At 56.0% G+C, this 26,445-nt stretch carries 34 protein-coding genes and 1 tRNA gene; 5 read left to right on the top strand and 30 right to left on the bottom strand.

What is annotated here, in order from left to right; all coding sequences use genetic code 11:
- Positions 1-62: 62 nt before the first annotated feature.
- Together prmC and grxD are read left to right on the top strand one after the other, a co-directional pair.
- On the top strand, positions 63-905 hold the full coding sequence (prmC, locus tag AOB54_00810; GenBank protein WVN41959.1) for a peptide chain release factor N(5)-glutamine methyltransferase: 843 nt from the start codon (positions 63-65) through the stop codon (positions 903-905).
- A 61-nt stretch (positions 906-966) separates the two neighbouring features.
- Positions 967-1,290, top strand: a complete 324-nt coding sequence (gene grxD / locus AOB54_00805; GenBank protein ID WVN41958.1) for a Grx4 family monothiol glutaredoxin — start codon at positions 967-969, stop codon at positions 1,288-1,290.
- Positions 1,291-1,362: 72 nt separating this feature from the next.
- On the opposite strand, the gene AOB54_00800 is transcribed toward grxD, so the two are convergent.
- From AOB54_00800 to petA, 8 genes are all read right to left on the bottom strand, one after another.
- Complete coding sequence (locus tag AOB54_00800; GenBank protein WVN41957.1) at positions 1,363-2,130, bottom strand: c-type cytochrome; 768 nt, start codon at positions 2,128-2,130, stop codon at positions 1,363-1,365.
- Positions 2,127-2,786, bottom strand: a complete 660-nt coding sequence (locus AOB54_00795; GenBank protein WVN41956.1) for a c-type cytochrome — start codon at positions 2,784-2,786, stop codon at positions 2,127-2,129. The genes AOB54_00800 and AOB54_00795 overlap by 4 nt, the downstream gene beginning before the upstream one ends.
- Before the next feature lie 89 nt (positions 2,787-2,875).
- Positions 2,876-2,951 (bottom strand) — tRNA-Thr (locus AOB54_00790).
- Positions 2,952-2,984: 33 nt separating this feature from the next.
- On the bottom strand, positions 2,985-3,479 hold the full coding sequence (locus AOB54_00785; protein WVN41955.1) for a ClpXP protease specificity-enhancing factor: 495 nt from the start codon (positions 3,477-3,479) through the stop codon (positions 2,985-2,987).
- Between the two features lie 66 nt (positions 3,480-3,545).
- Positions 3,546-4,145, bottom strand: a complete 600-nt coding sequence (locus AOB54_00780) for a glutathione S-transferase N-terminal domain-containing protein (protein WVN41954.1) — start codon at positions 4,143-4,145, stop codon at positions 3,546-3,548.
- Positions 4,146-4,219: 74 nt separating this feature from the next.
- A complete protein-coding gene (locus AOB54_00775) occupies positions 4,220-4,915 on the bottom strand; it encodes a cytochrome c1 (GenBank protein ID WVN41953.1) in 696 nt (231 codons plus the stop codon).
- Between the two features lie 29 nt (positions 4,916-4,944).
- Complete coding sequence (locus AOB54_00770) at positions 4,945-6,348, bottom strand: cytochrome b N-terminal domain-containing protein (protein WVN41952.1); 1,404 nt, start codon at positions 6,346-6,348, stop codon at positions 4,945-4,947.
- Between the two features lie 52 nt (positions 6,349-6,400).
- Complete coding sequence (gene petA / locus AOB54_00765; GenBank protein WVN41951.1) at positions 6,401-7,036, bottom strand: ubiquinol-cytochrome c reductase iron-sulfur subunit; 636 nt, start codon at positions 7,034-7,036, stop codon at positions 6,401-6,403.
- An 84-nt stretch (positions 7,037-7,120) separates the two neighbouring features.
- Here petA and AOB54_00760 point away from each other — a divergent pair, with 84 nt between their 5' ends.
- Positions 7,121-8,239: a trypsin-like peptidase domain-containing protein gene (locus tag AOB54_00760; GenBank protein WVN41950.1), complete on the top strand. Its 1,119-nt coding sequence runs from the start codon at positions 7,121-7,123 to the stop codon at positions 8,237-8,239.
- A gap of 2 nt (positions 8,240-8,241) precedes the next feature.
- On the opposite strand, the gene tatC is transcribed toward AOB54_00760, so the two are convergent.
- From tatC to hisB, 10 genes are all read right to left on the bottom strand, one after another.
- Positions 8,242-9,063 (bottom strand): twin-arginine translocase subunit TatC, encoded by an 822-nt coding sequence (tatC, locus tag AOB54_00755; protein WVN41949.1) that lies wholly within the window; start codon positions 9,061-9,063, stop codon positions 8,242-8,244.
- Positions 9,064-9,089: 26 nt separating this feature from the next.
- The gene (gene tatB / locus AOB54_00750; protein WVN41948.1) at positions 9,090-9,566 is read right to left on the bottom strand and encodes a Sec-independent protein translocase protein TatB; all 477 of its coding nucleotides are present in this window, start codon (positions 9,564-9,566) and stop codon (positions 9,090-9,092) included.
- A gap of 97 nt (positions 9,567-9,663) precedes the next feature.
- A complete protein-coding gene (gene tatA, locus AOB54_00745) occupies positions 9,664-9,885 on the bottom strand; it encodes a Sec-independent protein translocase subunit TatA (protein ID WVN41947.1) in 222 nt (73 codons plus the stop codon).
- A gap of 22 nt (positions 9,886-9,907) precedes the next feature.
- On the bottom strand, positions 9,908-10,258 hold the full coding sequence (locus AOB54_00740; GenBank protein WVN41946.1) for a histidine triad nucleotide-binding protein: 351 nt from the start codon (positions 10,256-10,258) through the stop codon (positions 9,908-9,910).
- 21 nt (positions 10,259-10,279) lie between these two features.
- Positions 10,280-10,669 carry a phosphoribosyl-ATP diphosphatase gene (locus AOB54_00735; protein WVN41945.1) on the bottom strand — a complete coding sequence of 130 codons (390 nt, stop codon included), beginning with the start codon at positions 10,667-10,669 and terminating at the stop codon, positions 10,280-10,282.
- 12 nt (positions 10,670-10,681) lie between these two features.
- Positions 10,682-11,095 carry a phosphoribosyl-AMP cyclohydrolase gene (gene hisI, locus AOB54_00730; protein ID WVN41944.1) on the bottom strand — a complete coding sequence of 138 codons (414 nt, stop codon included), beginning with the start codon at positions 11,093-11,095 and terminating at the stop codon, positions 10,682-10,684.
- A gap of 4 nt (positions 11,096-11,099) precedes the next feature.
- Positions 11,100-11,873: an imidazole glycerol phosphate synthase subunit HisF gene (gene hisF, locus AOB54_00725; GenBank protein ID WVN41943.1), complete on the bottom strand. Its 774-nt coding sequence runs from the start codon at positions 11,871-11,873 to the stop codon at positions 11,100-11,102.
- Entirely contained in the window at positions 11,874-12,623 is a 750-nt protein-coding gene (gene hisA, locus AOB54_00720) for a 1-(5-phosphoribosyl)-5-[(5-phosphoribosylamino)methylideneamino]imidazole-4-carboxamide isomerase (GenBank protein WVN41942.1), read from the bottom strand.
- 19 nt (positions 12,624-12,642) lie between these two features.
- The gene (gene hisH / locus AOB54_00715) at positions 12,643-13,278 is read right to left on the bottom strand and encodes an imidazole glycerol phosphate synthase subunit HisH (protein WVN41941.1); all 636 of its coding nucleotides are present in this window, start codon (positions 13,276-13,278) and stop codon (positions 12,643-12,645) included.
- Positions 13,279-13,869: an imidazoleglycerol-phosphate dehydratase HisB gene (hisB, locus tag AOB54_00710; protein WVN41940.1), complete on the bottom strand. Its 591-nt coding sequence runs from the start codon at positions 13,867-13,869 to the stop codon at positions 13,279-13,281.
- Positions 13,870-13,903: 34 nt separating this feature from the next.
- Between hisB and hisC the strand changes: the two genes are divergently transcribed.
- On the top strand, positions 13,904-14,959 hold the full coding sequence (gene hisC, locus AOB54_00705; GenBank protein WVN41939.1) for a histidinol-phosphate transaminase: 1,056 nt from the start codon (positions 13,904-13,906) through the stop codon (positions 14,957-14,959).
- 98 nt (positions 14,960-15,057) lie between these two features.
- Here the strand turns inward: hisC and hisD are convergent, their stop codons facing one another.
- The 12 genes from hisD to AOB54_00645 form a co-directional block, all read right to left on the bottom strand.
- Positions 15,058-16,371 carry a histidinol dehydrogenase gene (hisD, locus tag AOB54_00700; protein ID WVN41938.1) on the bottom strand — a complete coding sequence of 438 codons (1,314 nt, stop codon included), beginning with the start codon at positions 16,369-16,371 and terminating at the stop codon, positions 15,058-15,060.
- Positions 16,372-16,375: 4 nt separating this feature from the next.
- On the bottom strand, positions 16,376-17,017 hold the full coding sequence (hisG, locus tag AOB54_00695) for an ATP phosphoribosyltransferase (GenBank protein ID WVN41937.1): 642 nt from the start codon (positions 17,015-17,017) through the stop codon (positions 16,376-16,378).
- Entirely contained in the window at positions 17,014-18,294 is a 1,281-nt protein-coding gene (murA, locus tag AOB54_00690; protein ID WVN41936.1) for a UDP-N-acetylglucosamine 1-carboxyvinyltransferase, read from the bottom strand. The genes hisG and murA overlap by 4 nt, the downstream gene beginning before the upstream one ends.
- Positions 18,295-18,345: 51 nt before the next feature.
- The gene (locus AOB54_00685) at positions 18,346-18,588 is read right to left on the bottom strand and encodes a BolA family protein (protein ID WVN41935.1); all 243 of its coding nucleotides are present in this window, start codon (positions 18,586-18,588) and stop codon (positions 18,346-18,348) included.
- Positions 18,589-18,593: 5 nt separating this feature from the next.
- Positions 18,594-19,346 (bottom strand): ABC transporter ATP-binding protein, encoded by a 753-nt coding sequence (locus AOB54_00680; protein WVN42837.1) that lies wholly within the window; start codon positions 19,344-19,346, stop codon positions 18,594-18,596.
- 54 nt (positions 19,347-19,400) lie between these two features.
- Positions 19,401-19,715 carry an STAS domain-containing protein gene (locus AOB54_00675; GenBank protein WVN41934.1) on the bottom strand — a complete coding sequence of 105 codons (315 nt, stop codon included), beginning with the start codon at positions 19,713-19,715 and terminating at the stop codon, positions 19,401-19,403.
- Between the two features lie 45 nt (positions 19,716-19,760).
- The gene (locus AOB54_00670; GenBank protein ID WVN41933.1) at positions 19,761-20,405 is read right to left on the bottom strand and encodes an ABC transporter substrate-binding protein; all 645 of its coding nucleotides are present in this window, start codon (positions 20,403-20,405) and stop codon (positions 19,761-19,763) included.
- Complete coding sequence (locus tag AOB54_00665; GenBank protein WVN41932.1) at positions 20,402-21,133, bottom strand: VacJ family lipoprotein; 732 nt, start codon at positions 21,131-21,133, stop codon at positions 20,402-20,404. Before AOB54_00665 ends, AOB54_00670 begins: the two co-directional genes overlap by 4 nt.
- Positions 21,130-21,627 (bottom strand): outer membrane lipid asymmetry maintenance protein MlaD, encoded by a 498-nt coding sequence (gene mlaD / locus AOB54_00660; protein ID WVN41931.1) that lies wholly within the window; start codon positions 21,625-21,627, stop codon positions 21,130-21,132. Before mlaD ends, AOB54_00665 begins: the two co-directional genes overlap by 4 nt.
- Entirely contained in the window at positions 21,627-22,418 is a 792-nt protein-coding gene (mlaE, locus tag AOB54_00655; GenBank protein WVN41930.1) for a lipid asymmetry maintenance ABC transporter permease subunit MlaE, read from the bottom strand. The genes mlaD and mlaE overlap by 1 nt, the downstream gene beginning before the upstream one ends.
- Positions 22,415-23,218: an ABC transporter ATP-binding protein gene (locus AOB54_00650; protein ID WVN42836.1), complete on the bottom strand. Its 804-nt coding sequence runs from the start codon at positions 23,216-23,218 to the stop codon at positions 22,415-22,417. Before AOB54_00650 ends, mlaE begins: the two co-directional genes overlap by 4 nt.
- Positions 23,219-23,341: 123 nt before the next feature.
- Positions 23,342-25,339, bottom strand: coding sequence for a cation:proton antiporter (locus AOB54_00645; protein ID WVN41929.1), 1,998 nt, complete (start codon positions 25,337-25,339; stop codon positions 23,342-23,344).
- A 65-nt stretch (positions 25,340-25,404) separates the two neighbouring features.
- On the opposite strand from AOB54_00645, the gene AOB54_00640 reads away from it, so the two are divergent.
- Positions 25,405-26,439 (top strand): KpsF/GutQ family sugar-phosphate isomerase, encoded by a 1,035-nt coding sequence (locus AOB54_00640; GenBank protein ID WVN41928.1) that lies wholly within the window; start codon positions 25,405-25,407, stop codon positions 26,437-26,439.
- Positions 26,440-26,445: the final 6 nt, after the last annotated feature.

Here is a 26,445-nt window from a genome sequence, read left to right as displayed (position 1 = left end):
GCCAATGCGTCAGGCACACCAGCACTTCACGCACACAAAATTTTCAACCAGGCGTTGCGCTGATGAAGAGATCTAGTTTTCGTGAGCTGATCGCGGCAACCCCGCTGCCCAAGCATGAGCTCTGGCCGCTATTAGAAGCCGCCAGTGGCAGGCCACGTGAATTCATTCTGGCCCATGACACCGATCTGGTTGATGTCGGCGCGCAGGCCCTGTTTTTGCGCTGGATTGGGCAACGCCAGGCTGGCGTGCCGCTGGCCTATCTGGTGGGCGGCCGTGAGTTTTATGGCAGAAATTTCTGGGTCAACGGCCACACCCTGATTCCACGCATGGAAACGGAACTTTTGATTGACACGGTCAAGGACCTGCTGGGCCAACATGGCGGTGAGGGCCTTCGGTTCTGTGATTTGGGCACGGGAAGCGGCTGTATTGGAATTACGCTTGCCTTGGAATTTCCCCAGGCCCAAGTCTGTGCCAGTGATATATCGGGCGGTGCCCTGCAGGTGGCACGTAACAATGCGGTCTGGCTTGGTGCCGGGCCCCGAATGCGCTTTTATCAGGGCGCTTGGTGGCAGGCCTTGGGTCAGGCCCCGGCCACCTTTCACGGAATCGTGAGCAACCCCCCGTATATCGCACCGGGAGATCAGCACCTTAGCCAGGGTGACCTCAGATTCGAACCTGTTCAAGCCTTGGTCGGCCAGGGCAATGGCTTAGACGACATCCGAACCATTGTGGGGGGGGCGATAAATCGTCTCGAACCGAATGGTTTTTTATTGATCGAACATGGGTTTGATCAGCAGGCAGCCGTGATGGAGGTGTTTCAACAGGCCGGTCTTGTTCTCGTGAGGGGGCTCACAGATCTGGCCAATAACCCCCGTGCAGTGCTTGGTTTTCGGGGGTCGTACTAAACGATTAACGCGCCGGCTGGACCTTGGTGCAGTACACTTTCCCCATCTTTGGAGAACGCTTATGGACGCAAAAGAATTTATTCATAAAACAGTTACCGAACACCCAGTCGTGCTGTTCATGAAAGGCACCGCACAGTTTCCGCAATGTGGTTTTTCGGGCCGGGCTGTGCAGTTGCTGAAAGCCTGTGGTGTGAAAAACGTGGTGACGGTCAACGTGCTGGAAGACGAAGAAATTCGCCAAGGCGTGAAGGACTACTCCAACTGGCCCACCGTACCCCAACTCTATGTCAGCGGCGAGTTCATTGGTGGTGCCGACATCATGGGTGAGATGTATGAAAGTGGCGAATTAAAAAAGACCCTGGACGCTGCTGGCGCCACGGGTTAACAACGCTATATCGCAATGAGATTCGCCAAGCGCACAAGCGTGTTTGGCGAATCTAACGCGCCAGGCAAAGTGTTATTTCTTAACCTGCTTGGCCAGCCGATAGTCAGGCATTCTTGAGATGTAATCGGACACCGCTTCGATATCTTCGCGGGTGTATTTCTCAATCGCCTTGACCATCTTCGGATGGGAGTTACCGCGGATGCCCTTCTGGATGTATTCCATCTCGCGCACCAGATAGCCGTAATGCTGGGCGGCAATCACGGGATAAGCCATACTGGCCTGACCCTCGCCGAATTGGCCGTGGCAGGTGGCACAGTTACCCCCGTCGTACAGGGCCTTGCCCCGCGCCAACGCCAAGCCGGATCCTTTGCCATTTTCACGTGTGGTCTGCAGTGACTCTACATACACAGCAATATCCGCAATCTCTTGTGGGGTGACCGCATGGTCATTGGAAAACGGCTCCATCTTTGGGTTCACGCGAATACCCGCGCGAACCTCGGTGACTTGCTTGATCACCACGCTAGCATGTTGGCCGGTCAGCCGCGGATAGGTGCCGTCTAATAGTCCACCGGCGTCAGCCTTGTGGCAGCCTCGGCAGCCACGAAAGGCTTCTTTCCCGTTTTCCATATTCCCCGTGAGCTTAAAAATCTCAACCTGCTCTGGCAAAAGCTTTCCCCACTCATAGGTCTTGCCGCCATAGACCTGAGGACTGGGCGCAGGCTCTGCCGACTTGGCTGATGAGATTGCGACAGTGAGACCAACAACAAAAAGGCCGAGGGCCATGCCAAAAGACATGGTGCCGCGCTGAACTAGATTGCTTTTGGTTTTGGTGAGTCTCATTCTGTATCCCCTTTCATGGTGACGATAAATTCCGACACCGCACGAATTTCCGCTTCACTCATACGCTGGGCCACAGCACGCATCAGGCCGCGATCATCATTGTCACGCTGACCATTTTTATAGGCCAGCATTTGTTGAATTGTGTAGGTTGGATTTTGGCCAGCAAGCCTTGGGTACCGATTTGTGCCGGTGCCGTCGTCGTTGTGGCAACCCGAACAGGCTGGCACCGCCGTACCCACAACACCTTCAAAATAAATTTCTTTACCCTGGCCGGTTATTTTGGCGTCACCTTTTCCTGGTGCAGGTGGTTTTTGTGCCCGAAAATAGTTGGCGTATTCCTGGAAATCTTTTTCATCAATGCTCGCCATGATGCCTTGCATGACGGCTGATTTACGCTTGCCGCTTTTGAAATCTGCCATCTGACGGGCAAAGTACGTCGGCTGAAGCCCGGCCAAAAAAGGAATGTCTGGTGTTGTGGATGATGCGCCATTGGCACCATGGCAACTCGCGCAGAGTTGGAGTTTTTCAGGAGCAAGGGTCTGGGCGAAACTCGCTGTGGGCAGTGCGATCAGGGCAAACCCACTTAATGCCCACACGGCCAACGCCGTTGCGGATTTCCAGAATTCGCGGCCACTACAACAGCAGGCTTTGTTCATTTCCTGTCCCTCCCAGGACTGCGCACCTGTTATTGATCAAGTGTCGCCACAACCAAGAAACACTACAACGGAAAACCCAGGCGATTTAATGGTGCCGACTATCTGACTCGAACAGATGACCTATCGCTTACAAGGCGATTGCTCTACCAACTGAGCTAAGTCGGCGTTGTGTACGGCCTGAACTTCCGAATGTGCCCCTTATTTTACGCGAGTCAGTTTTGGCCGCCCGCCCGTTGGTTTTGGGGCCGGTGGCGCTTCGCTTGATTCCGCTGTGGTGAATTCCTGAACGTCTTGCTCGGGCATTGCGTGGCCTTCGTCGGCTTCCGTGGCCGAACCCACGGCCTGAAGTCTCGGCTCTGATTCTGCCATGGCCTTGGGCACTTCAAAGGCCATGCCGTTGCCCGTTTCTTTCGCGTAGATGGCCACCACATTGTCCATCGGGACGAAGATCTGATGAACACGGCCTGAAAAGCGCGCCTGAAAAGAAATGTCGTCGTTGCTGATCACGAGTTTGTCAGTGGCCAGCATGCCGATATTCAACACAATCTCACCGTTTCTTACGTGCTCGGAAGGCACGCGTACACCCTCGGTTACCGAGACAGCCAGGTAGGGGGTAAGCCCATTGTCCGTGCACCATTCGTGAATGGCGCGGACCAAGTAGGGCTTGGTGGAACTGGGTTGGACTTCAGACATGTGTGCGGTGTTGGTGATCAGCGAAGATATGGCGCTATCTATTGTGTCGATAGCGACGAATGCCGATCATCGACGCATGATTTTTTCTGGCGGGGTTAGTGCCTCGAAAAACGCTGGCCGCGAAAAAATGCGCTCGGCGTATTTCTGTACAGGCACAGCCGTCTTGGGCAGCTCAATGCCGTAGTAATCCAGGCGCCACAACAATGGGGCCAGGGCCACATCGATCATGGAGAACTCTTCACCCAGCATGAATTTGTTTTTGGTCACAACCGGGGCGAGCTGGGCCAGACGATCGCGCACCAGAACGCGGGCCTTGTCGACTTTCTTGGCGTCTTGTTTTTCAAGCGCCTCGACATGTACAAAAAGCTCACGCTCAAAGTTCAACAACAGAAGACGGGCACGGCCACGCTGAACCGGGTCGGCCGGCATCAACTGCGGGTGGGGGAAGCGCTCATCGATGTACTCGTTGATGATATTGGACTCGTACAGGATCAAGTCTCGCTCAACCAGGATGGGCACTTGGCCGTAGGGATTCATGACCGAGATGTCTTCGGGTTTGTTGAAGAGATCCACGTCACGAATTTCAAAGTCCATGCCTTTTTCAAACAGCACGAAGCGGCAACGATGACTAAAAGGGCAGGTCGTACCGGAGTAGAGCACCATCATTTTTATGGCTCCTTAATAAACGAAGGGTGGAGCTGTAAGCCCCACCCTGAAAATGTGCAAACAACCGCCTGGAATTACTTGATGTTTTTCCAGTAGGCCTTGTTCAAGCGCCAAGCCAAAACAAGGAAGATGGCCAAAAAGATCATGACCACGATGCCAATGGTCTTGCGTTGGAATTGGGCAGGCTCTGCGGCATACGCCAAAAACGAGGCCAGATCACCGACATAAGAGTCGAACTCGGCAGGCGACTTGGTCTTTTGCACTTCCCACAAGACATGGGGCATGCCCACACCAACAAAGGTCTTGTTGTTCCAGCCGCTCGGACGGGTTGGGTCTTCATAGTAAGTGCGCAAGAAGGTGTAGACCCAATCTGTGCCGGATCCGGCCGCGGAAGAACGGGCACGGGCAGTCACGGAAAGATCAGGGGGGGCGGCACCAAACCAGCCCTTGGCATCCGTGCGATTCATGGACGTGCGGATGTAGTCGCCCATCTTTGCGCCAGGGGGCATGATGGCCTTGATCTGCTCTTCGGTGAAACCAATGTCAGTCAGGCGGCTGTAACGCATGGCCGACATGCCGTGGCAGCCGATACACGTATTAAGAAAAATCTTGGCGCCATTTTGCATGGCTTCCTTGCTGCCAAGCTTGGCTGCCGGCACGGCATCCAGTGCAGCCGCACCAACCGCTGCGAAGGCTTGGGGCGCAAGGGCCACCGTCACCACAGCCGACACGGCAACGAGAGCTTTACGGAGGGACTTATGAATGTTCATCTGAGTAGTTCCTTAAAAATGGTGCCGGTTCAATGGGGTTTGAACGTAACGCGGTCAGGGACAGGCTTGAACTGCCCGATTGTTGACCACAGCGGCATCAGAGCAAAGAACGCGAAGTAAAAAACTGTGCCCACCAAGGAATACATCTGACCAAACGGGAACGGGGGCAACACGCCGAGGTAACCAAGGATGAAAAAGTTGATCACAAACACGGCGTACAGCAGCTTTTGCCACATGGGGCGATAGCGAATCGACTTCACTGGGCTCTTATCTAACCAAGGCAGGAAGAACAGAATCACCACGCCTGCGCCCATCGCCACAACACCCCAGAACTTGGCATCGAGCACGCGGAAAGTGATGGCTAACACCACCAGAGCAGCAATGCCGCCGGCCTTCATGACCATGGACAAGTTGGCACGCAACACCGCCACTGCACCAATTGCAGCACCACCCACCATGACCCAAGTAAAGACATCGGTCACAGCACGCAGCATGGAATAAAACGGCGTGAAGTACCAGACCGGCGCAATGTGCGGCGGCGTTACCAGCGGATCAGCCGGAATGAAGTTATTGAATTCTAGGAAGTAACCGCCAAGCTCGGGCGCAAAGAACACGATGGCGCAGAAAATAATCAAGAAACCGGCGATCCCCAGAATGTCATGAATCGTGTAGTAGGGATGGAAAGGAATGCCGTCCAAAGGAATACCGTCGGCATTTTTCTTGGCCTTGATCTCAACACCATCGGGATTGTTCGAGCCGACTTCATGCAAGGCGATGATGTGGGCCGCGACCAAACCAACCAACACGAGCGGAATGGCGATCACGTGGAAGGCAAAGAAGCGGTTCAAAGTAGCATCGCCCACCACAAAGTCGCCACGGACCCAGACCGACAGATCAGGACCAATCAAGGGAATCGCGGCAAACAGGTTCACAATCACCTGGGCGCCCCAGTAAGACATCTGGCCCCAGGGAAGCAGGTAACCGAAGAAGGCTTCTGCCATCAGCATCAAGAAAATCAGACAGCCAAAGATCCAGATCAACTCACGTGGTGCACGATAAGAACCGTAGACCATGCCGCGCCACATATGCAGATACACCACCACGAAAAACGCTGAGGCGCCCGTGGAGTGGAGATAACGGATCAGCCAGCCAAACGGCACTTCCCGCATGATGTATTCCACGCTGGCAAAGGCCACGGGAACGCCTGCGGCATTTAGCGATGCGTCTGGCTTGTAATGCATGGTCAAAAAGATGCCGGTGACAATCTGCAGCACCAAGACCACCATGGACAGTGAGCCAAAGAAATACCAGACGTTAAAGTTTTTCGGTGCGTAGTATTCCGACAGGTGCTCTTTGTACATCTTGGTGAGCGGGAATCGATGATCGATCCAGCCCAAGAGGCCCGTGGTTGTTATGTTTTTTTCAGCTGCCATTCAAATCTCCGAGATTCAATTCTGAGTTGTGCGCGGTATCGCTTAAGTTGAATTAGGTTTCGCCTTTTTCGTCTTTACCGATCACGATCTTGGTGTCCGACAGATACATATGGCGGGGTACTTCCAGGTTATCGGGTGCCGGCTTGTTGGCATACACACGGCCTGCGTGGTCAAAGGTAGAGCCGTGACATGGGCAAAAGTAGCCGCCCTGCCAGTTGGCATCCAGCCCCGGCTGGTTGCCAGTTTCAAACTTGTTGACCGGCGAGCAGCCCAAGTGGGTGCAGATACCAACGGTCACCAGAATTTCAGGTTTGATCGAGCGGTGACGGTTTTTGGCGTATTCGGGCACTGGAAGCGCCGTACGCTCCGATTTGGGGTCAGCAAGCTGGCCTTCGATTTTTTCCAGGCTGGCGAGCATTTCGGGCGTGCGGCGAACCACCCAAACCGGCTTGCCGCGCCACTCCACGGTCTTCACGCCGCCGGGAGGGATATCCGAAATGTCGACTTCGACCGGTGCGCCAGCAGAACGGGCCTTTTCAGAAGGGGCCATCGAGGTCAGCAGGGGTACCGCAGTTGCGGCTGCGGCCACAGCGCCAGCGCCACCACAAGCAATCAACCAGGTGCGACGCTCGGGTTCAATCTTGTCCGTTGAGGGAGGGAAACTAAGTTCTTGGTTGGACTGAGACATAAAAAAGCCTCCTTAGAGTCACGATTAGGGCAAACACGTATTCTAAGCCAGCCAAGGGGGTAAGTTCCAGCAATAATGGCGGCTATGGCAAGACGCATTTGGTTGATTTTCGCTCAGGCAACAACCCTGGCTTTGGCGGCACTTTTCGTGGTGTTGACCTTCAAGCCCCATTGGGTTGCCAACCTTGGGACCAATCCCACGCTCACGGGTTCCGGTGATCTTGGCCTGCGTGAAGGTGGTGCCCCGATTGCTGCGCACGGTTTTCGTGATGCAGCCGCCCGGGCCATGCCTGCCGTGGTCTACATCTTTACCACCCAGAAGCAGATCCCGAACCACCCCCTGCTGGATGACCCAATTCTGCGCCGGTTCTTTAAAGACGCTCCCGGCCGGGAACCCACGTCTGGCTTAGGCTCTGGGGTGATCGTGTCAGAAAAAGGCTATGTGTTGACCAACCACCATGTGATCCAGGGGGCCGATCAGATTGAGGTGGGCTTGGCCGACGGCCGGCGGGCCAAGGCCGCCTTGGTGGGTTCAGACCCCGAGACCGACCTGGCCGTATTAAAAATTTCACTGTCAAAGTTACCCGTGATTGCCTTTGGCCGGCCGGCAGATGCCAGGGTTGGCGACACCGTCTTGGCCATTGGTAATCCGTTTGGTGTGGGCCAGACCGTGACCCAAGGCATCATCAGTGCCCTTGGCCGCACCAGGCTTGGCATCAACACCTATGAAAACTTTATCCAGACCGATGCAGCCATCAATCCGGGCAATTCCGGCGGGGCCTTGGTCGATACCCAGGGGCATCTGCTTGGGATTAACACGGCGATCTACACGCGCTCGGGCGGCAATCAGGGCATTGGCTTTGCCATTCCTGCAGACACCGCCCGAACCGTCATGGAGGCACTGGTCACCAAGGGCAAGGTCAGCCGCGGTTATATCGGCGTTGAACCGCGGGACGCGCCGGAAGGAGATGGCAGCCTGATTGCCGGCGTGCTGCGCAATGGGCCAGCCGATCAGGCCGGCATACAGCCTGGCGATATTGTGGTGGCCGTGAACGACCGCAATGTCCGCAATATGACAGAACTGATGCAGACTGTTGCCGCGATTTCGCCCGGCAGCCAGGCGAAATTTAAATTACAGCGGCAAGGGAAAACTGCTGAGGTTCTTGTAAAAATCGCCGAACGGCCAAGTTCAGCGCAGCGATAGGGTTAGCCTTTATTTGATCGCGCTGCCTCAGCAGCTTCTGCGGCTTCGGCCTGCGCTTGGGCCTCTGCCTCGGCGAGTTTTTCGCGGGGTGTAATCCACTTCGACATCACCATGCCAAGCTCGTAAAGCAGGATCATCGGCACGGCCAACATGAACTGGCTGATGACGTCAGGGGGCGTCACGATGGCCGCAATAATGAAGGCAATCACAATGAAATAAGAGCGGAATGCTTTAAGTTTGGCCAGCGTGACCATTCCCAATCGCACCAACACCATCTCGACCACAGGTGTTTCAAACGACAGGCCAAACACCAGAAATAAGGTCATGACAAAGCTCAGGTATTTGTCGATATCGGTGGCCATCTGCACACCAGCGGGCGTGTAGGCCGCAACGAATTTAAAGACCGCCGGAAACACAAAGAAGTAGGCAAAGGCCATGCCCAACAAAAACAATACGAAGCTGCTGATAATGATGGGGGCCGCTAATTTCTTTTCGTGCTCATAGAGCCCCGGCGCAATAAAGGCCCAGGCCTGATACAGCACATAAGGCAGGGCGATGACAAAGGCCACCATCATGGTGACTTTCATCGGCACAAAAAACGGGGCTGTCACATCGGTCGCGATCATGGATGTGCCCGCCGGCAATGCTTGAATCAGTGGGTTGGCAAGCGCCGAGTAAATGTCTGGGGCCCAATACACCAGCGCCAAAAAGCAAGCGATCACCGCGCCTGCTGCGCGCATTAGCCGATCCCGCAGCTCTACCAGGTGCGTGACAAAGCCCTCTTCCTTGAGCTCATTTTGGGGATCGTTTGTGGATTGCGTCATGACATTAGAAGTCTTTTCACTGCGGGTTATTCATCACGTGGGCGTTTGGTGTGAAAACGCTTGCGCAGACGATTGCGGACCTTGCTGCGGATACGGCGCTGCTCATTTTGCTCTGTCCAGGATGGCTCTGGTGCGCTGATAAAACCACCGCCGCGGTAAGACGTGCCACTTGCCTGGGGTTCTTTTAAATCACCGTCAAACCCTTCCCAGACATCGTTCGTCGCACTCGTGATGCTGGACGTTACCCCGGTTACTTCTTTTTCAACGCTTTGTACACCGGACTGGATTTGTTCGCCCACGTTTTGAACCTGGGCCTGGACCTTGCGCAGCTCTTCCAAATCGACCTGCCGCTGAATATCAGACTTCACATCGTTGACATAGCGCTGGGCCCGGCCCAAGAGTGTGCCGATCGTCCGTGTGGCGACGGGAAGGCGTTTGGGGCCAACCACCACCAAGGCCACCAGGCCGATCAACACGAGTTCGGAAAAGCCAATATCAAACATGAGACGCTAACGCGAGACGGGGATTGACGGCCAAGCGGGCGCCAATCACCAAACGATGTTGTCCGAGGCCCGCCATCAATGGACTGGGCCGCGGCCGTTATTGAGGAGTCTTATCTTTGGCCTGGACGTCAATCGTCGGGGCTTCGGTCTTCTGCGTGGCGGAGGCATCGGCTGACGTGCCGCCCTCTTTCATACCTTCTTTAAAGCCCTTCACGGCGCCGCCAAGATCCGATCCCAGATTGCGCAGTTTCTTGGTGCCAAACACCAACAAGATGATCAATAAAACGATTAGCCAATGCCAGACACTGAAGGAACCCATCACGGTCTCCGAAAATTAGGGGTTAAAGCCTCATCCCAACGGGGTTCGGCCCGCCGAGAACATGGACGTGAAGATGATACACCTCCTGTCCGCCCACTCGACCGGTATTAATCACGGTCTTAAAGCCATCGGGAGACCCATTTTCCGCGGCAAGTCGCGGAGCAAGCACTAGCATTTTCCCCAAGAGGGCTTGGTGCGAACTATCGGCCTGCTGCAGCGATTCAATGTGGGTTTTGGAAATGATGAGCAGATGCAGAGGGGCCTTGGGATGAATGTCACGAAAGGCGAGCAGCTCGTCGTCTTCATAGACTTTGTCGGCTGGGATCTGACCCTGGGCGATCTTGCAAAAAATACAGTTCGAGTCGAACGACATCTTCAATATCCTTTTAAAACGTCAGGACTTTGACTGGGCTTTGCGAGCCGCTTTTTCATCTAAGCCTGAGATGCCCTCCCGGCGGGCAAGTTCAGCCAAGACCTGTTCGGGCCGAAGGCCCGCCTGCACCAAGGCCACCAGACAGTGAAACCAGAGATCGGCCATCTCGCTGACCGTGCGCTCAGCGACGCCGTCTTTGGCGGCCATGATGACCTCAGCGGCCTCTTCCCCAATTTTTTTGAGCGCAGCATCCGGGGCCGCCGCCAAAAGCCGGGCCACATATGAACTCGATGGATCCAGGCCTTTGCGACTGGCGATGACATCGGCCAACCGGGCCAACACATGGGCAGGGTCTTGCAGCTCACGATCGGCGGGCTGCTGTTGGGGCTGAGCATTTGATTGATTGGGCATGATGATCCGATTTTATGACTTTGGGTTGGCATACATGGTCGCCGGGTCTTTTAACACCGGATCGACCGCCTGCCAGACAAGCCGGCCATCCGTGCCCTGGTCTAAGCGCAGATACATGCACGACTCACGGCCGGTATGGCAGGCAATGCCGCCTACCTGCTCTACCATCAGCAGGATCACATCAGCGTCACAATCCAAACGAATTTCTTTAACGCGTTGGACATGGCCCGACTCTTCACCCTTGCGCCAGAGCCTGCTGCGTGAGCGAGAAAAATAGACGGCACGATGGGTCGTGGCTGTCTCAATGAGTGATTCACGATTCATCCAGGCCACCATCAGCACCCGGCCAGACGCGGCGTCTTGGGCAACTGCGGTCACCAGACCGCGGTCGTCCCACTTCACTTGGTCGAACCAATCTGTGGTCATGGCATCACGCGCTTTGCTCAGGCAGGCCACGCACGCAGACACCCTTGCTGGCCATATACCGCTTAGCCTCACCGATCGTGTGCTGGCCAAAGTGAAAAATCGACGCGGCAAGCACTGCATCAGCGGCCCCCTTGGTCACGCCATCGACCAAGTCATCAAGACTGCCCACGCCGCCACTGGCAATGACCGGAATGTTGACGGCCTGAGAAACCGCCCGAGTGAGCTCTAAATCAAAGCCCTGGCCTGTGCCATCACGGTCCATGCTGGTGAGCAGAATTTCCCCAGCGCCAAGTTCGGCAACACGGCGGGCCCAGTCCACTGCGTTTAAGCCCGTAGGATTGCGGCCCCCATGGGTAAAGACTTCCCAGTGATCGCCAACACGCTTGGCATCAATGGCCACCACAATGCACTGAGCACCAAATTTATCGGAGCAATCACGCACAAGATTTGGGTTTTGAATCGCTGCGGTGTTGATGCTGATCTTGTCCGCCCCGGCGTTCAGCAGTCGGCGCACATCTTCGACCGTACGTACACCACCACCCACCGTAAGCGGAATAAAGACCTGATCGGCCACCGCTTCAATCACCGGCAGAATCAAATCACGTGCATCGCTAGAGGCTGTGATATCCAAAAACGTGACTTCGTCTGCACCCTGCTGATCGTACTGGCGGGCAATTTCCACCGGGTCGCCTGCGTCTCGCAGATCGACAAAGTTCACGCCCTTGACCACACGACCAGCGTTGACGTCAAGGCAGGGAATGATGCGCTTGGCCAGCAATTATTTGGCTTTCGCAGACAGCTCATCAGCGCGCTTTTGCGCCTTTTGAAAATCGATATGACCTTCGTACAGCGAACGGCCAAGAATCGCAGCCGTGACACCCTCGGATTCAACACCACACAGGGCATCAATGTCTTTCATGCTGGCAATGCCACCGCTGGCAATCACAGGAATGGAGATGCTCTGAGCCAGCTTTAAGGTGGCTTCCAGATTCACGCCGGTGAGCATGCCGTCGCGGCCAATGTCGGTGTAAAGAATTGATTCAACGCCATAGTCTTCAAACTTTTGGGCCAGATCAATCACTTCGTGACCCGAGAGTTTGCTCCAGCCATCGGTTGCCACCTTTCCATCTTTGGCATCGATCGACACGATGATGTGACCAGGGAAGGCCACACAGGCGTCTTGCAGTAGGCCAGGGTTTTTCACAGCCGCTGTACCAATCACCACATAACTTGCGCCGTCATCCAGCATGCGCTCAATCGTGTCTAAGTCGCGAATGCCGCCGCCAATTTGAACCGGCATATCGTCACCAGCGGATTTGATGATGGCTTTAATCGCCGCTTCGTTTTTCACACGGCCTGCGATCGCGCCATTTAGGTCGACCACATGCAGACGGCGGGCCCCGAGTTTTTTCCAATGGGCGGCCATGTCACCTGGTTTATCAGAAAACACGGTCGCGTCTTGCAGGTCACCCTGCTTTAAGCGAACACACTGGCCATCTTTAAGATCAATCGCGGGAATCAACAGCATAAGGCTGGGCTATAAAAAGTTACGGTTTCCAAGTGACAAAATTCGACAAAAGTTTCAGCCCGGCAGCAGCACTTTTTTCCGGGTGAAACTGCGTTGCAACGATGTTATCTCTCGCTACAGCACAGGTAAAGCGTATTCCATACTCACTTTCACCCAAAACATGCTCGGGATTGCGGGGTTCGGCATGAAAACTGTGTACAAAGTAAAACCAGCCGCCAGTGGGTAGCCCTGCGGTTACTGGATGGTTCCATCGCCAATGGACTTCGTTCCAGCCCATGTGGGGGACTTTCAGTGGGGCACCTGCTGCATCGCGTGCGCCACGGTCTGGCGTAAATTTCACAACATCGCCCGGCATGACGGCGAGTCCTGCCGTGTTCCCCTCTTCGCTGTGATCAAAGAGCATCTGCTCACCGACACAGATACCAAAAAAGGGTTTGCTGCGGCAGGCTTCAATAATGGCTTCCTTTAGCCCAGAGCGGGCCAGACTTGCCATGCAATCTGGCATAGCGCCCTGGCCGGGGAAGACCACCCGCTCGGCACGCAAGACCGCCTGTGGGTCCGAGACGATCTGCACATCGGCATTGGGGGCTACTGCGTGAAAGGCCCTCAGGACGCTTCGAAGATTTCCCGAGCCGTAGTCAACGATCGCGATCAATCAGAGCGACCCCTTGGTCGAGGGAATCACGTCAGACGATAACCGCGGATCCACTTCCACGGCCATGCGCAACGCCCGAGCAAATGCTTTGAAAATCGTCTCGCACTGGTGGTGGGCGTTGTCACCCTTTAAGTTGTCAATGTGGAGTGTGACCAGGGCGTGATTCACAAAGCCCTGAAAAAACTCATGAATAAGATCCAGATCGAACTGGCCCACCATGCTGCGTTTCCACTGAACGCCGAACTCCAGACCCGGCCGGCCGGACAAATCCACGACCACGCGCGAGAGCGCCTCATCGAGCGGCACATAGCTATGGCCGTAACGACGAATACCGCGCTTATCGCCAATGGCCTTGGCAAAAGCCTGGCCCAGCGTGATCCCCAAGTCTTCAACGGTGTGGTGGGCGTCGATCTCAAGATCGCCCTTGGCCTGGACATCCAAATCAATAAGGCCGTGGCGCGCGATTTGATCGAGCATGTGATCCAAAAAGGGCAGGCCGGAATTCAGGCTGCGATTGCCCGTTCCATCTAGATTGATCGACACCCGAATCTGGGTCTCGGCGGTATCTCGGCTGACTTCGGCAGTTCTCATGACGGCTCCTTTGGCTCAATGATACATTCGTGCCATGAGTGCATTCTGGAGTTCCGTGGTCCGCCGGCTGACCCCTTACACGCCGGGTGAGCAGCCCAAAATCGAAGGGCTCATCAAACTTAACACCAACGAAAACCCATACCCGCCCTCGGCCAAGGCCTTTGCGGCAGCCCAGGCCGTGCCCGCTGACGCCCTGCGGCTTTATCCCGACCCAGAATCTCAGGGCCTGTGCGAAGCAATTGGCCGGTTCTGGCAGGTGCCCACCAACCATGTATTTGTCGGCAATGGCTCAGACGAAGTCTTGGCCTTTGTGTTCCAGGGGCTGCTGGATCAGCCGGGGCCACTGGTCTTTCCTGACATCACCTATTCCTTTTACCCCACCTACTGTGGTCTTTATGGCCTACGCTACGAGTTATTGTCCCTGGAGTCAGATTTTTCGCTCGATCTCGCCAAAGTTCCAGCGAATGCCGGTGCGGTGATCTTCCCCAACCCCAATGCGCCTACTGGCCGTAGCCTGCCACGCGATGTGATCGACGCCTTTGTCGCATCACGGCCCAACACCATGGTGGTGGTCGACGAGGCCTATGTGGATTTTGGCGCGCAGTCTTGCGTGCCGCTCACACTTAAGTATTCGAATCTGCTGGTCACGCAGTCATTTTCGAAATCACGCGCACTCGCCGGATTACGTGTTGGCTTTGCAATCGGCCAGCCAACCCTGCTCGATGCACTGAATCGGATCAAAAATAGCTTTAACTCCTACCCTCTGGATCGGGTGGCACAGGCGGCGGCAGCCGCGTCGATGGATGACCGGGCCTGGTTTGAAGACAACTCGGCCAAAGTCATCGCATCACGTGAGCGTATGACACAGGGGCTAACGGCGCTTGGCTTCGAGGTGATTCCATCGCAGGCGAACTTTGTCTTTGCCAGACACCCGAAGCACGAAGGGGCAGCCTTGGCGCAGGCACTGCGTGAGCGCAAGATCTTGGTGCGGCACTTTGCAAAGCCGCGGATTGATCAGTATCTGCGGATTACGGTGGGGACCGATGCTCAGGTGGCGGCGCTTCTGGCAGCGCTGAAAGACTTAACTTAGGAATTACTGGGCTCGGGGCCTACCGTCGGGTTTCGCCCTCTTCGCGAAAACACCACGCTCATCGGGCCGAATCCCGGACGTTCTCCCCTCGTGTTTTTTTACTTCGATTTCAGCCGAAGCTCAGCAGCACGCGCATGGGCCGTCAGGTATTCGCCGTGGGCCAGAGTGGACGCGACCTGACCGAGAGACTGGGCACCCGACTCGCTAATCTCAATCATGCTGGTGCGCTTTTGAAAGTCGTAAACACCCAGCGGTGACGAGAAGCGCGCCGTGCGCATGGTGGGCAGTACGTGATTGGGCCCAGCGCAATAGTCACCCAAAGATTCAGAAGCATAGCGGCCCAAGAACATGGCGCCTGCGTGACGAATCTTCTGTGCCCAATGTTCTGGATTGTCAGTTGAGATTTCCAAGTGTTCTGCGGCAATGCTCGACGCAATCTCACAGGCTTCGTCCAAATCTTTGACATGAATGAGTGCGCCACGATTTTCAAGCGACACACGAATGACATCTTTACGTGGCATGTCTGCAATCAAGCGATCAATCGAGGCCTGCACGGCATCGATGTAGGCGGCGTCTTGGGTAAGCAAAATGGATTGGGCCATCTCGTCGTGCTCGGCCTGAGAAAACAAATCCATCGCAACCCAGTCGGCTGGTGTCTTGCCATCACAAATCACCAGAATTTCCGATGGGCCCGCAATCATATCGATGCCCACCTGACCAAAGACCTGGCGCTTGGCCTCTGCCACATAGGCATTGCCAGGACCAACGATTTTGTCCACGCATGGAATGGTCTGCGTGCCGTAGGCCAATGCTGCAACTGCCTGGGCGCCCCCAATGGTGAAGACACGGTCGACTCCCGCCAGACAGGCGGCGGCCAAGACCAGCTGATTGCGCGTGCCTTGAGGTGTGGGCACCACCATGATGACTTCTGCAACACCAGCAACCTTGGCTGGGATTGCATTCATCAGTACAGAAGACGGATAAGCCGCCTTGCCACCAGGCACATAGAGCCCTGCGCGATCCACCGCGCTGATGCGCTGGCCCAGCCGGTTGCCAGCGGCATCGGTATGGGTCCAAGACGGCTGCTTTTGTAATTCGTGAAATTCACGAATGCGTTTGGCGGCTTCCGCCAGCGCTGTACGCTGCTCAGCCGGCAGGCTATCGAGCGCCTGCTGCAATTCTGATTTCGAGATTTCCAAATCTGCAACACTTGCCGCGGACACGCCATCGAAACGGGATGTGTATTCCAGCAGGGCCTGATCGCCACGGCCACGAATGTCCGCAATGATGGATTTCACGGTTTTGGAAATCGCGTCATCCTGGGCAGCATCAAACTTCAACAGCCGGCCGAGGACCGACTGGAAATCAGGCTGAGAAGAACTTAATCGGGTGATCTTGACGGAAGAATCCATAGCTTTATTTCTGACCCGCTGCCTGGGCAAAGGTTTCCATAAATGGACGCAGGGCTTCTGGACGGGTCTTAAGTGCGGCTTGATTCACAATCAGTCGGGCCGATACATCGGCAATTTTTTCAACTTCTTTGAGCCCATTGGCCTTGAGTGTGCCGCCGGTGGACACCAAGTCGACAATCACATCGGCGAGCCCTACCAATGGGGCCAACTCCATTGAGCCGTAGAGTTTAATGAGATCAACATGCACCCCCTTGGCCGCAAAGTGGGTGCGTGCCGTGTTGACATATTTGGTGGCCACACGAAGCCGTGCGCCGCGTGTGGCTAAGCGTTCATAGTCCAGACCAACTGGCACCGCCACACTCATGCGGCACTTACCAATACCCAGATCTACCGGCTGCACCAAGCCTTCGCTGCCCTGCTCGGCCAACACATCGGCACCGGCAATGCCCATATCGGCAGCGCCATACTGCACATAGGTGGGCACATCGCTCGCACGCACAATTAACAAACGCAGATCTGGCCGGTTCGTGCCAAGAATTAATTTGCGCGATGACTCGGGCGACTCGGACGGAATGATGCCGACCGACTTTAAAAGCGGCAGGGCCTCTTCAAAGATTCGGCCTTTCGATAAGGCAAATGTCATCATGATTGGGGTTCGCTCACTCGAACAACGTTGGCGCCAATAGCGCGGAGTTTTTCTTCCATGCGGTCGTAGCCACGATCAAGATGATAAATGCGGTCGATCTCGGTTTCCCCCTGGGCCACCAACCCAGCAATGACCAGGCCTGCCGACGCGCGCAGATCGGTGGCCATCACACGGGCGCCCGACAATTGCGCCACACCCTTCACCACAGCAGTGTGGCCATCGACTTCGATCTGGGCACCGAGCCGCCGCATCTCTTGGACATGCATGAAACGATTTTCAAAAATGGTTTCCGTAATGATGGAGGTGCCCTGCGCAATGGTGGCCACCGCCATCAACTGGGCCTGCATGTCAGTGGCCAGGCCAGGAAATGGCGCCGTCCGAAAATTAAATGCCTTGGGCCGGCCGTTCGATTTGATATGAATGCCCGCGTCAGACTCAATCATGGTGACGCCGGTCTCACGCAGTTTATCCAGAGTGGCGCCCAGAATATCCGCACGGGCATGATGCACCATCAGCTCACCGCCGGCAGCGGCCACCGCACATAAAAATGTTCCCGCCTCAATGCGATCGGGCATGACCGCATGATTGGCACCATGCAACTGCTCGACACCATGAATCACAATGCGATCCGTGCCTGCGCCCTCAATGTGGGCGCCCATCTTAATTAAGCAGTTGGCCAAATCCACGACTTCGGGTTCGCGTGCTGCGTTATCAATCACCGTCGTACCTTCAGCAAGGGTGGCCGCCATCATCAGATTTTCTGTGCCCGTGACCGTAACCATGTCGGTCACGATGCGTGCGCCACGCAGCCGCTTGGCCTGGGCCTTGATGTAGCCATGTTCAATCTGAATCTCGGCACCCATGGCCGCCAGGCCTTTGATGTGTTGATCCACAGGCCGCTGACCAATGGCACAGCCACCGGGAAGACTGACCAAGGCTTCCCCAAACCTTGCCAACATAGGCCCCAAGACCAAGACCGAGGCCCGCATGGTTTTGACTAGCTCGTAAGGCGCCTGCAGATGTGTCATGGCATCTGAAGTCAGACTGATCTGCTCTTGGCCATCGGCCTGGGAGCGCACCACATCGATACGTGTGCCCATTTGTGCCAACAGCTTTTTCATGGTGTTGACATCCCGCAGGCCCGGCACATTGGCCAAGATCAACGGCTCGGCACTCAAGATCGAGGCGCAGAGAATTGGCAGGGCTGCGTTTTTCGCGCCCGAGATAACGACCTCGCCGTGTAGTGGCGAGCCGCCTGTAATTTTGAAACGATCCATATTGAAAATTTTCTGGTCAGACCATTGCCGACCAATGCTGTCGACTTGCGATTAAGAGGCGCGCTGTTCCCATTCGGCAGGGGTCAAGGTTTTCATGGAAAGCGCATGAATTTCAGCCTTCATGCGGTCCCCCAACACGGCATAGACCATCTGGTGTCGCGCAATGGGCCGTTTGCCCTCAAAGGCGGCACTCACGATCACGGCCTCGAAGTGATGGCCATCGCCATCCACGTGCAGGTGCTCGCAGGCTAGGCCGGCAGCGATATAGCTTTGAATGTTTTCAGGGGTCACCATGGCCGCTATTGTAGCGGCGCGGGCGGTGGATCGGGCTGCCGGAGCATGCGTAAAAAGGCGGTCTCCAGGCTTTCCTCGGGATGCTGCAGCAGGGCCTCGGTCCGCTGATCGGCCAAAATCGTGCCGGATTTCAACAAAATCACCCGCTCGCAGAGAGACTCGGCCTCTTCCAGATAGTGGGTGGTCAGCATGACCGTATGGCCTTCTTGGTTCAGCCGGCGAATAAAGGCCCACAGACTTTGCCGCAATTCCACATCCACTCCGGCAGTGGGTTCGTCCAACACAATCACAGGTGGCCGATGGACTAGGGCCTGGGCGACCAAGACACGACGCTTCATGCCGCCCGATAAGGCCCGCATATTGGCGTCTGCCTTATCCGACAGGCCAAGGTTGTGCAGCAACTCATCAATCCAATCGTCATTGTTCGACAGACCAAAATAACCCGACTGAATCCGAAGCGTCTCGCGCACCGTAAAAAATGGATCAAAGACCAGTTCCTGCGGCACCACACCTAGACTGCGGCGCGCCATGACCGAGTCACGGGCCACATCAAAACCCAAAATGGAGGCGTGGCCCTGAGTCGCTCGCACCAGGCCCGCAAGAATTTGGATCAAGGTGGTCTTGCCTGCGCCGTTTGGCCCAAGCAGGCCCACAAATTCTCCTTGTTCAATACGCAGGCTCACGCCTTTTAGTGCGTCAACGGTGCCGCGCTGTCGGCTATAGGTTTTCGACACCCGCTCCACTAAAACTGCAGGTATCGCACTTTGATCGCGAGAAATAGTCATGACAGGGTTGGCCGATCCATGGGGCTGCTAGGCAGCGTTTTCTTCCCAATGAAGGGTGTCAGACAAAGAGCTTAATCGGGCAAGCGACATTAAATTGTTTGGTGCGGCACGAATCACAAGCGGTCTGCCATTGTGCTCGCGAAGTTCACGATCAAGATGCAAAATTACCGATAAGGCTGCCGTGTCCACATCCTTCAAACCGCTGAGATCTGCCACAACCTGCTGATCTTTTGCGCCTGCCGATGATCGCTGGCGGCGCAAAACATCTTGGTGCTTTGCAAGTTCCGCCATGGCATTGACCAGGGTCACGCGCTCTGAGAATTTCAGGATGATGTCTGGCATGCCTTGGCCGATTGGTTGGTCGTTTTGCGGTGGCGCTGATGCGATTTACCGCTGGGCCGTTGCCGTTTGGGCAAGGCTCTGATTTTTTTCTTTTAATGACTTGATCAGACCGTCAATACCACTGGCCCCCACCACCTGCGCAAACTGATTGCGATAGTGCTCAATCAGCCACAGACCCATAATGTTCAGATCAAAAATCTTCCAGCCGGCCGGCGTTTTCTGCAGCCGGTAGTCCAACTGAATGGGCTCCTTGCCTGGGCGCAAGACCTGGGTGCGAACAATCACTTCATCGTCAGCGGGCGCAGAGCGCATGGGTCGGACCTGAATGGTGGTGTCGGTCACTTGGCGGACTGCATCTGCGTAGGTCAGCAACAACAGCCTGCGAAACTCGGTCTGCAAGGCAGTCTGCTGTTCGGGCGAAGCAGCACGCCAGTTACGGCCCACCGCCAAGGCAGTCATGCGCTGAAAATTCACATAAGGCATGACGCGCTTATCAACGAGCGTATTCAACCGTTCAATATTTGCGTTTGCCTGCAATGTGCGATCAGCCTTGATTTCATCCAGCACACCCTGAGAGACCGTGCGAACGAGTTCGTCTGGCGGTGTCTGGGCATTTTGTGCGCCGGCCAGGCTGGCCAGCAAGGCCAGGCCAATCATGGCGAAAATTTTTCTAAATAGTGTTTTCATCATTCTTCGTCTTTAAAAGGCGTTGGTGGCGGGTCGCCGTCATAGATGTCGCTTCGACGGTGTGCCAACCAGGCGTCTCGAACACTGGTGTACTTGTCAAAAGATAATGCATCAATCGACCTCTCAGCGTCGAGCAATTGTCTGCGGCGATCAATGCCGATCAGCCCACGGGATACATTTCGATCAGCCGCGTCAGTGATCACGCTATCCGTTGGGCTGTAAGTGAAATCCAATACGGTGCCAAAGGTGTCGCGCACCGTGCTGGGGCCAAGGATCGGAATCACAAAGTAAGGCCCTGGCTCGACACCCCAGCGGCCAAAGGTCTGGCCAAAATCTTCAGATGTTTTGTTGTAGCCCATTTCACTGGCCGGGTCTCCCAAACCAAGAAAACCAATAGTGGTATTGATCAGCACTCGGGCCGCAGAGTTCCCTGCTTCGCTTGGTTTGCCCTGCAAAAGCTGATGCACCGTGACCGCTACGTCCCGCAGGTTGCCAAAGAAATTTCGGAGCGTGACCTGAAATAGCTCGGGCACGTAATCACGATAAACCTCTGCGACGGGTTTGATCACCGCGCGGTCCACGTTGTCATTGAATTCAAACATGGCCCGGTTGTACCGCTCCCAAGGGTCGCGCGAATCCGGCACATGCCCTGCCGGCAGACTTGCGCAGCCCGCAACGACCAGAATCAGTGACAAGGCGAAAAGACGCGTTAGTCCTTTGAATCCGTTCATTTACCGGCCGCCCCGGAACTATTGGAATTCGACGAGGAATCCGATGATGGACGGTTGTAAAGAAATTGAGAGATCAGATTTTCCAATACCACCGCCGACTGGGTCATGGTGATGCGCTGGGCAGGTTTTAACATTTCCGTGTCAGCGCCAGGCTCTAAGCCAATGTAGTTATCGCCAAGCAGACCGGAAGTCAGAATCTTCGCCGATGTGTCTTTAGGAAATTGGTAGCGGGTGTCCAAATCCAACGTGACCAAGGCCTGATATTGCTGGTCATCAAACTGGATCTGGCGCACACGGCCCACCACCACACCGGCACTCTTTACCGCTGCCCGTGGCTTTAAGCCGCCAATATTGTCAAAGTAGGCCTTGACCTCGTAGGTGCTGCCATTGCGCATGGCGCTTAGGTTGCTGACCTGCAATGCCATAAAGAACAGGGCCAATAGGCCAAGCAGCACAAAGGCGCCGACAGCGAGATTTAAATTACGACCCTGCATTACGTATCTCCAAACATCAGTGCGGTCAAAATGAAATCCAGCCCAAGTACCGCCAAAGAACCCACCACGACGGTCAACGTTGTTGCACGGGCCACGCCCTCGGGCGTTGGTTTTGATTCATAACCCTGCATCAGGGCCACCTGGGTAGTCGCCACACCGAACACAATGCTCTTGATTAAACCATTGATGACATCGTCCCAGAAATCGACGCCATCGGACATCTGCGACCAAAAGGCGCCGGGGTCTACACCAATCAACACCACGCCGACCAGCCAGCCGCCAATGACGCCCACGGCTGAGAAAAGGGTGGCCAGAAGTGGCACCGCCACCAGTCCGCCAAAAAACCGCGGGCCCAGGACCCGGGCAATGGGATCGACCGCCATGGTCTCTAAGGCCGAGAGTTGTTCGCCCGCCTTCATCAGACCAATTTCCGCCGTGAGCGATGTTCCCGCGCGACCAGCAAAGAGCAGGGCGGCAATGACTGGGCCCAGCTCTCGCACCAGTGAGAGTGCTACCAGCAAGCCCAAAGCCTGCTCCGACCCATAACGACGCAAGGTGTAATAACCCTGCAGGCCCAAGACCAAGCCCACAAATAGCCCCGCGACCAAAATGATCGCCAGAGAATGGTTGCCCAAGAAATGGATCTGGCTCGCAATCAGGCGCGGCCGGCGCAAAATTGCGGGTGTGCGCAAAAGAATCTGAACTAACAATCGGCCAAAAACGCCCAGACTCTCAACAAAGCGCAGCATCAGGGCGCCAACCGAGGCGACCCAATTCAAAACGACCGTCATGTCGGCCCCCCCAGCCCCAATGTCTGGGCAATCGGTGGAGCGGGATAGTGGAAACGAACCGGGCCATCAACCTGCCCATCCAAAAACTGGCGCACAAACGGGTCTTGGCTTTGGCGCAGCTCTTCTGGTGTTCCTTGGGCAATGCACCGGGCCCCGGTTGGCGATGCCGCAAAGACCAAGATGCGGTCCGCAATCGCAAAGGTCTCGGCCACATCATGAGTCACCACGATGGATGTCGCGCCCAACACCTCATTTAATTCCCGAATGAGATTGGCGGTAACGCCAAGTGAAATTGGGTCAAGACCAGCAAACGGCTCGTCGTAAAGAATCAACTCCGGGTCCAAGGCGATCGCGCGCGCCAAGGCCACGCGCCGAGCCATGCCACCAGAAATTTCGGCAGGCTTTAAATGGGCAGCACCCCGCAGGCCAACGCACTCCAGCTTTAACATGACCAGATCATGGATCATTGATTCAGAAAGCTTGGCGTGCTCTCGCAGCGGAAAGGCCACGTTTTCAAAGCATGAGAGATCGGTGAACAGGGCGCCAAACTGAAACAAGAGCCCCATCCGGCGGCGGGCATCAAACAATTCTTGTTGGTTATGTCGGTCCAGGGTCTTGCCAAAGACTTCAACGCTACCCGCCTGTGGGCCAACCAAGCCACTAATCAGCCGCAAAAGCGTGGTCTTGCCAACGCCTGAGCCGCCCATCAGACCCACCACCTCCCCGCGGCGGATCTCAAAGCTCACCTGGTCAATGATGCGGCGATCGCCATAGCCAAAGCTCAGGTCATGGAAGGCCACCACACAGGGCGCATCGCTGTGATCTACTGGTTGGCGCAGTGAATTGGCTACAGCAAGAGACAAAAGACTTCCTTTGGAGAAAATGCCCGCCATGGGTGGCGACGCTGTCAGTCAACAGGCTAACTATTTTAGGCTTGATTTGCCGCTCAACAGTTCTTCTGCCAAGGCCAGGCCCTCAAGCGACCCCCGCATCACCAATACATCTCCCGCCTGCAAGATCAAGTTCTCCATGCCCTCTAAACGGTCTCGGCCGCGGCGAACACTGCTGATTTCCACCCCGGCCTGCGACAGATCCAGCTCCGCCAGGGGCCGGCCCACACTTTCAAACGAAGCCGCCAAGGGAAAGGATTTCAGTAAGACCTCTGAGGACCGCTCCTGAAGATCATCGGTAGCCCCGTGGAAATAACCGCGTAATAAGGCATAGCGTCCGTCCCGAATTTCACGGACACGACGCAAGACCCGGTGGAGCGGAACCCCCGCCAGGGCCAGGGCATGAGACGCCAGCATCAGGCTGCCCTCCACAACTTCTGGCACCACTTCTGTGGCGCCGGCAGTTCGCAAGGCCTCTAAGTCGCTATCGTCTCGGGATCGGACCACGATAGGCAACGCCGGCGCAAGACCACGGGCCATGTGAATCACGTGAATCGCGGATGCCCGGTCGGCATAGGTCACGGCCAGGGTAGTGGCCCGATGCAGGCCTGCGGCCAAAAGGGTCTCCCGTCGGGCAGCGTCACCAAACACCACGGAATGGCCCGCCGCTGCGGCCTCGCGAACGCGCTGAGGATCCAAGTCAAGTGCGACATAAGAAATATGCTCGGCGTCTAACATCTGTGCAAGATTCTGACCACAGCGGCCAAAACCACAAACGATGACATGGCCGTCAGATGAAATGGTCTGGGACGCGATTCGGTGGATTTCCAGTGATCGGGTGAACCACTCATTTTTCACCAGACGCAAAATCCAACGGTCACTCTGCTCAATGATGAAAGGCGCGATCAGCATGGACAGCACCATGGCGGCCTGTATGGGCTGGAGAATTTCAGCTGGCACCAGGCCATTTAAGCCCACCGGGTCCATCAACACAAAGCCAAATTCACCCGCCTGACAGAGCCACAGGCCAGTCTTTAACGATGGGCCAGTGGCCACCCGAAAGAGTTTGGCCAGGGCAGCGATCACCGCAAACTTAAAGAGCATCGGCCCCAGCACCAGGGCGAACACCAATAGCCACTGCTCGGCCACCACGGAGAGATCCAGCAGCATGCCCACCGAAATAAAAAATAAGCCCATCAACACATCTCGATAGGGCTTCACATCCGCTTCCACTTGATAGCGATACTCAGTTTCGGAAATCAGCATGCCAGCCAAAAAAGCGCCCAGAGCAAGCGATAACCCGGCATGCTCGGTCACCCAGGCCAGGCCAAGGGTCATCATCAGCACGTTTAAGGTGAAGAGTTCTTGGGATTTGTATCGCGCCACCAACGTGAGCCAGGGCCGCACCAGCCGTTGTCCCACCAGCAGGGCCGCGATCAACACCAGGGTCGACTTCCCAATCGCAATGGCCAGCGAAAACCAAATGCCTTGCTCGGCACCCACGCCCAGACCAGCCAGCGCGGGAATCAACACCAAGAGGGGCACCACGGCCAAGTCTTGAAAGAGCAACACACCCACCACCGGTTTGCCGTGGGTGGATTCCACCTCGCCCCGGTCACTGGCCAGACGCATGACCATGGCGGTCGATGACATGGCCATGGCCCCGCCCAGGGCAACCCCGGCCTGCCAGGTCAAGCCATGAAAGGATTGGGTAGCCAAGACTGCTGCGACCACCGCCAAAATAGTCAGGCCGACCTGAACACCGCCCAGCCCAAAGACCAGAGTTCGCATGGCACGTAATTTGGGCAGGCTAAATTCCAGGCCAATCGAAAACATCAAAAAGACCACGCCGATTTCGGCCAACCAGCGGGTGACCTCGGTGTCTGGGGCCAGGCCAAGGGCATGGGGGCCAAGCAAAAGCCCCACGAACAAATAGCCCACAATCGGGGGCAGCTTCAGGGCCCGGGCTGCCGAGACTACGCCGACCGAAACGGCCAGCAGCACCACGATGATCCCGAGAAGTGATTCCATGAAATTGGCTTAAGGTTGGCAAAGGCCCTTTGCTACACTGACCTTCTTACAATCCAAGTGTAACAATGGACCACGCCAACACCAGCAAACCTAGCGCCCCGCCGTCGGAAACTCTGCCCTTAAGCAGCGTGAATGCAGACCGCGTCTTTCAGCGGGCCCGCGAGGTCATACGCATCGAGGCTGACGCCGTGTTGGGGCTACTGGAGCAGCTCGACTTGCAACTCGTCCAGGCCGCACAGCGTATTCTGGCCTGCTCGGGTCGAGTGGTTGTCTCTGGCATGGGCAAATCTGGCCATATCGCCAGAAAAATAGCCGCCACCATGGCCTCGACCGGTACACCGGCCCTGTTTGTACACCCGGGAGAAGCTCGGCATGGCGATCTGGGCATGATTCAATCCGATGACGTTGTGCTGGCCTTTTCCAATTCTGGCGAGACAGAAGAACTGGCCACCATCGCCCCACACATCAAACGGCTTGGCGCAACCTTAATTGCGGTCACCGGCAATCCGGAATCATCTTTGGCAAAAATTGCCGACCTGCATCTGAATGCCTCGGTCAAGGCCGAGGCCTGCCCCTTAAACCTTGCGCCAACAGCAAGCACCACGGCAGCCTTGGCGCTGGGCGATGCCTTGGCGCTTGTCTTGCTTGATTTAAAAGGCTTTAGTGCCGAGGACTTTGCCCGATCGCACCCGGGCGGAAGCCTGGGAAGAAAACTCTTAATGCGGGTAGAAGACGTGATGCGCAAGGGCGATCAATTGCCAGTGGTGCCGCTTGGCACCCCGGTGACCGAAGCCTTCCAAGTGATCAGCGCCAAACGCATGGGCATGACCGCAGTGGTGAACGATCAACATCAGGCCGTGGGGATCTTTACCGACGGCGACTTGCGTCGAGTCCTGTCCCAGGGTGTTGATGTGCGAAACCTTAAGATTGATCAAGTCATGAGCGCCAACCCGAAAACGATTGAGCCTCAGCGGCTTGCCAGTGAGGTGGCCCATCTGATCGACACCACGCGTATCAATCATCTGCTCGTGGTCGATCCATCTGGTGTGCTGATTGGTGCGGTGGGCGTTCATGATCTGCTCGAATCAAAAATACTCTGAGTGAAT

Origin of the sequence: beta proteobacterium MWH-UniP1, from assembly GCA_036362785.1 — a bacterium.
Lineage (GTDB): Bacteria > Pseudomonadota > Gammaproteobacteria > Burkholderiales > Burkholderiaceae_A > Lacustribacter.
The sequence above is the reverse complement of the archived record's forward strand: the minus strand, read 5'-3'. Positions and strand labels throughout refer to the sequence as shown.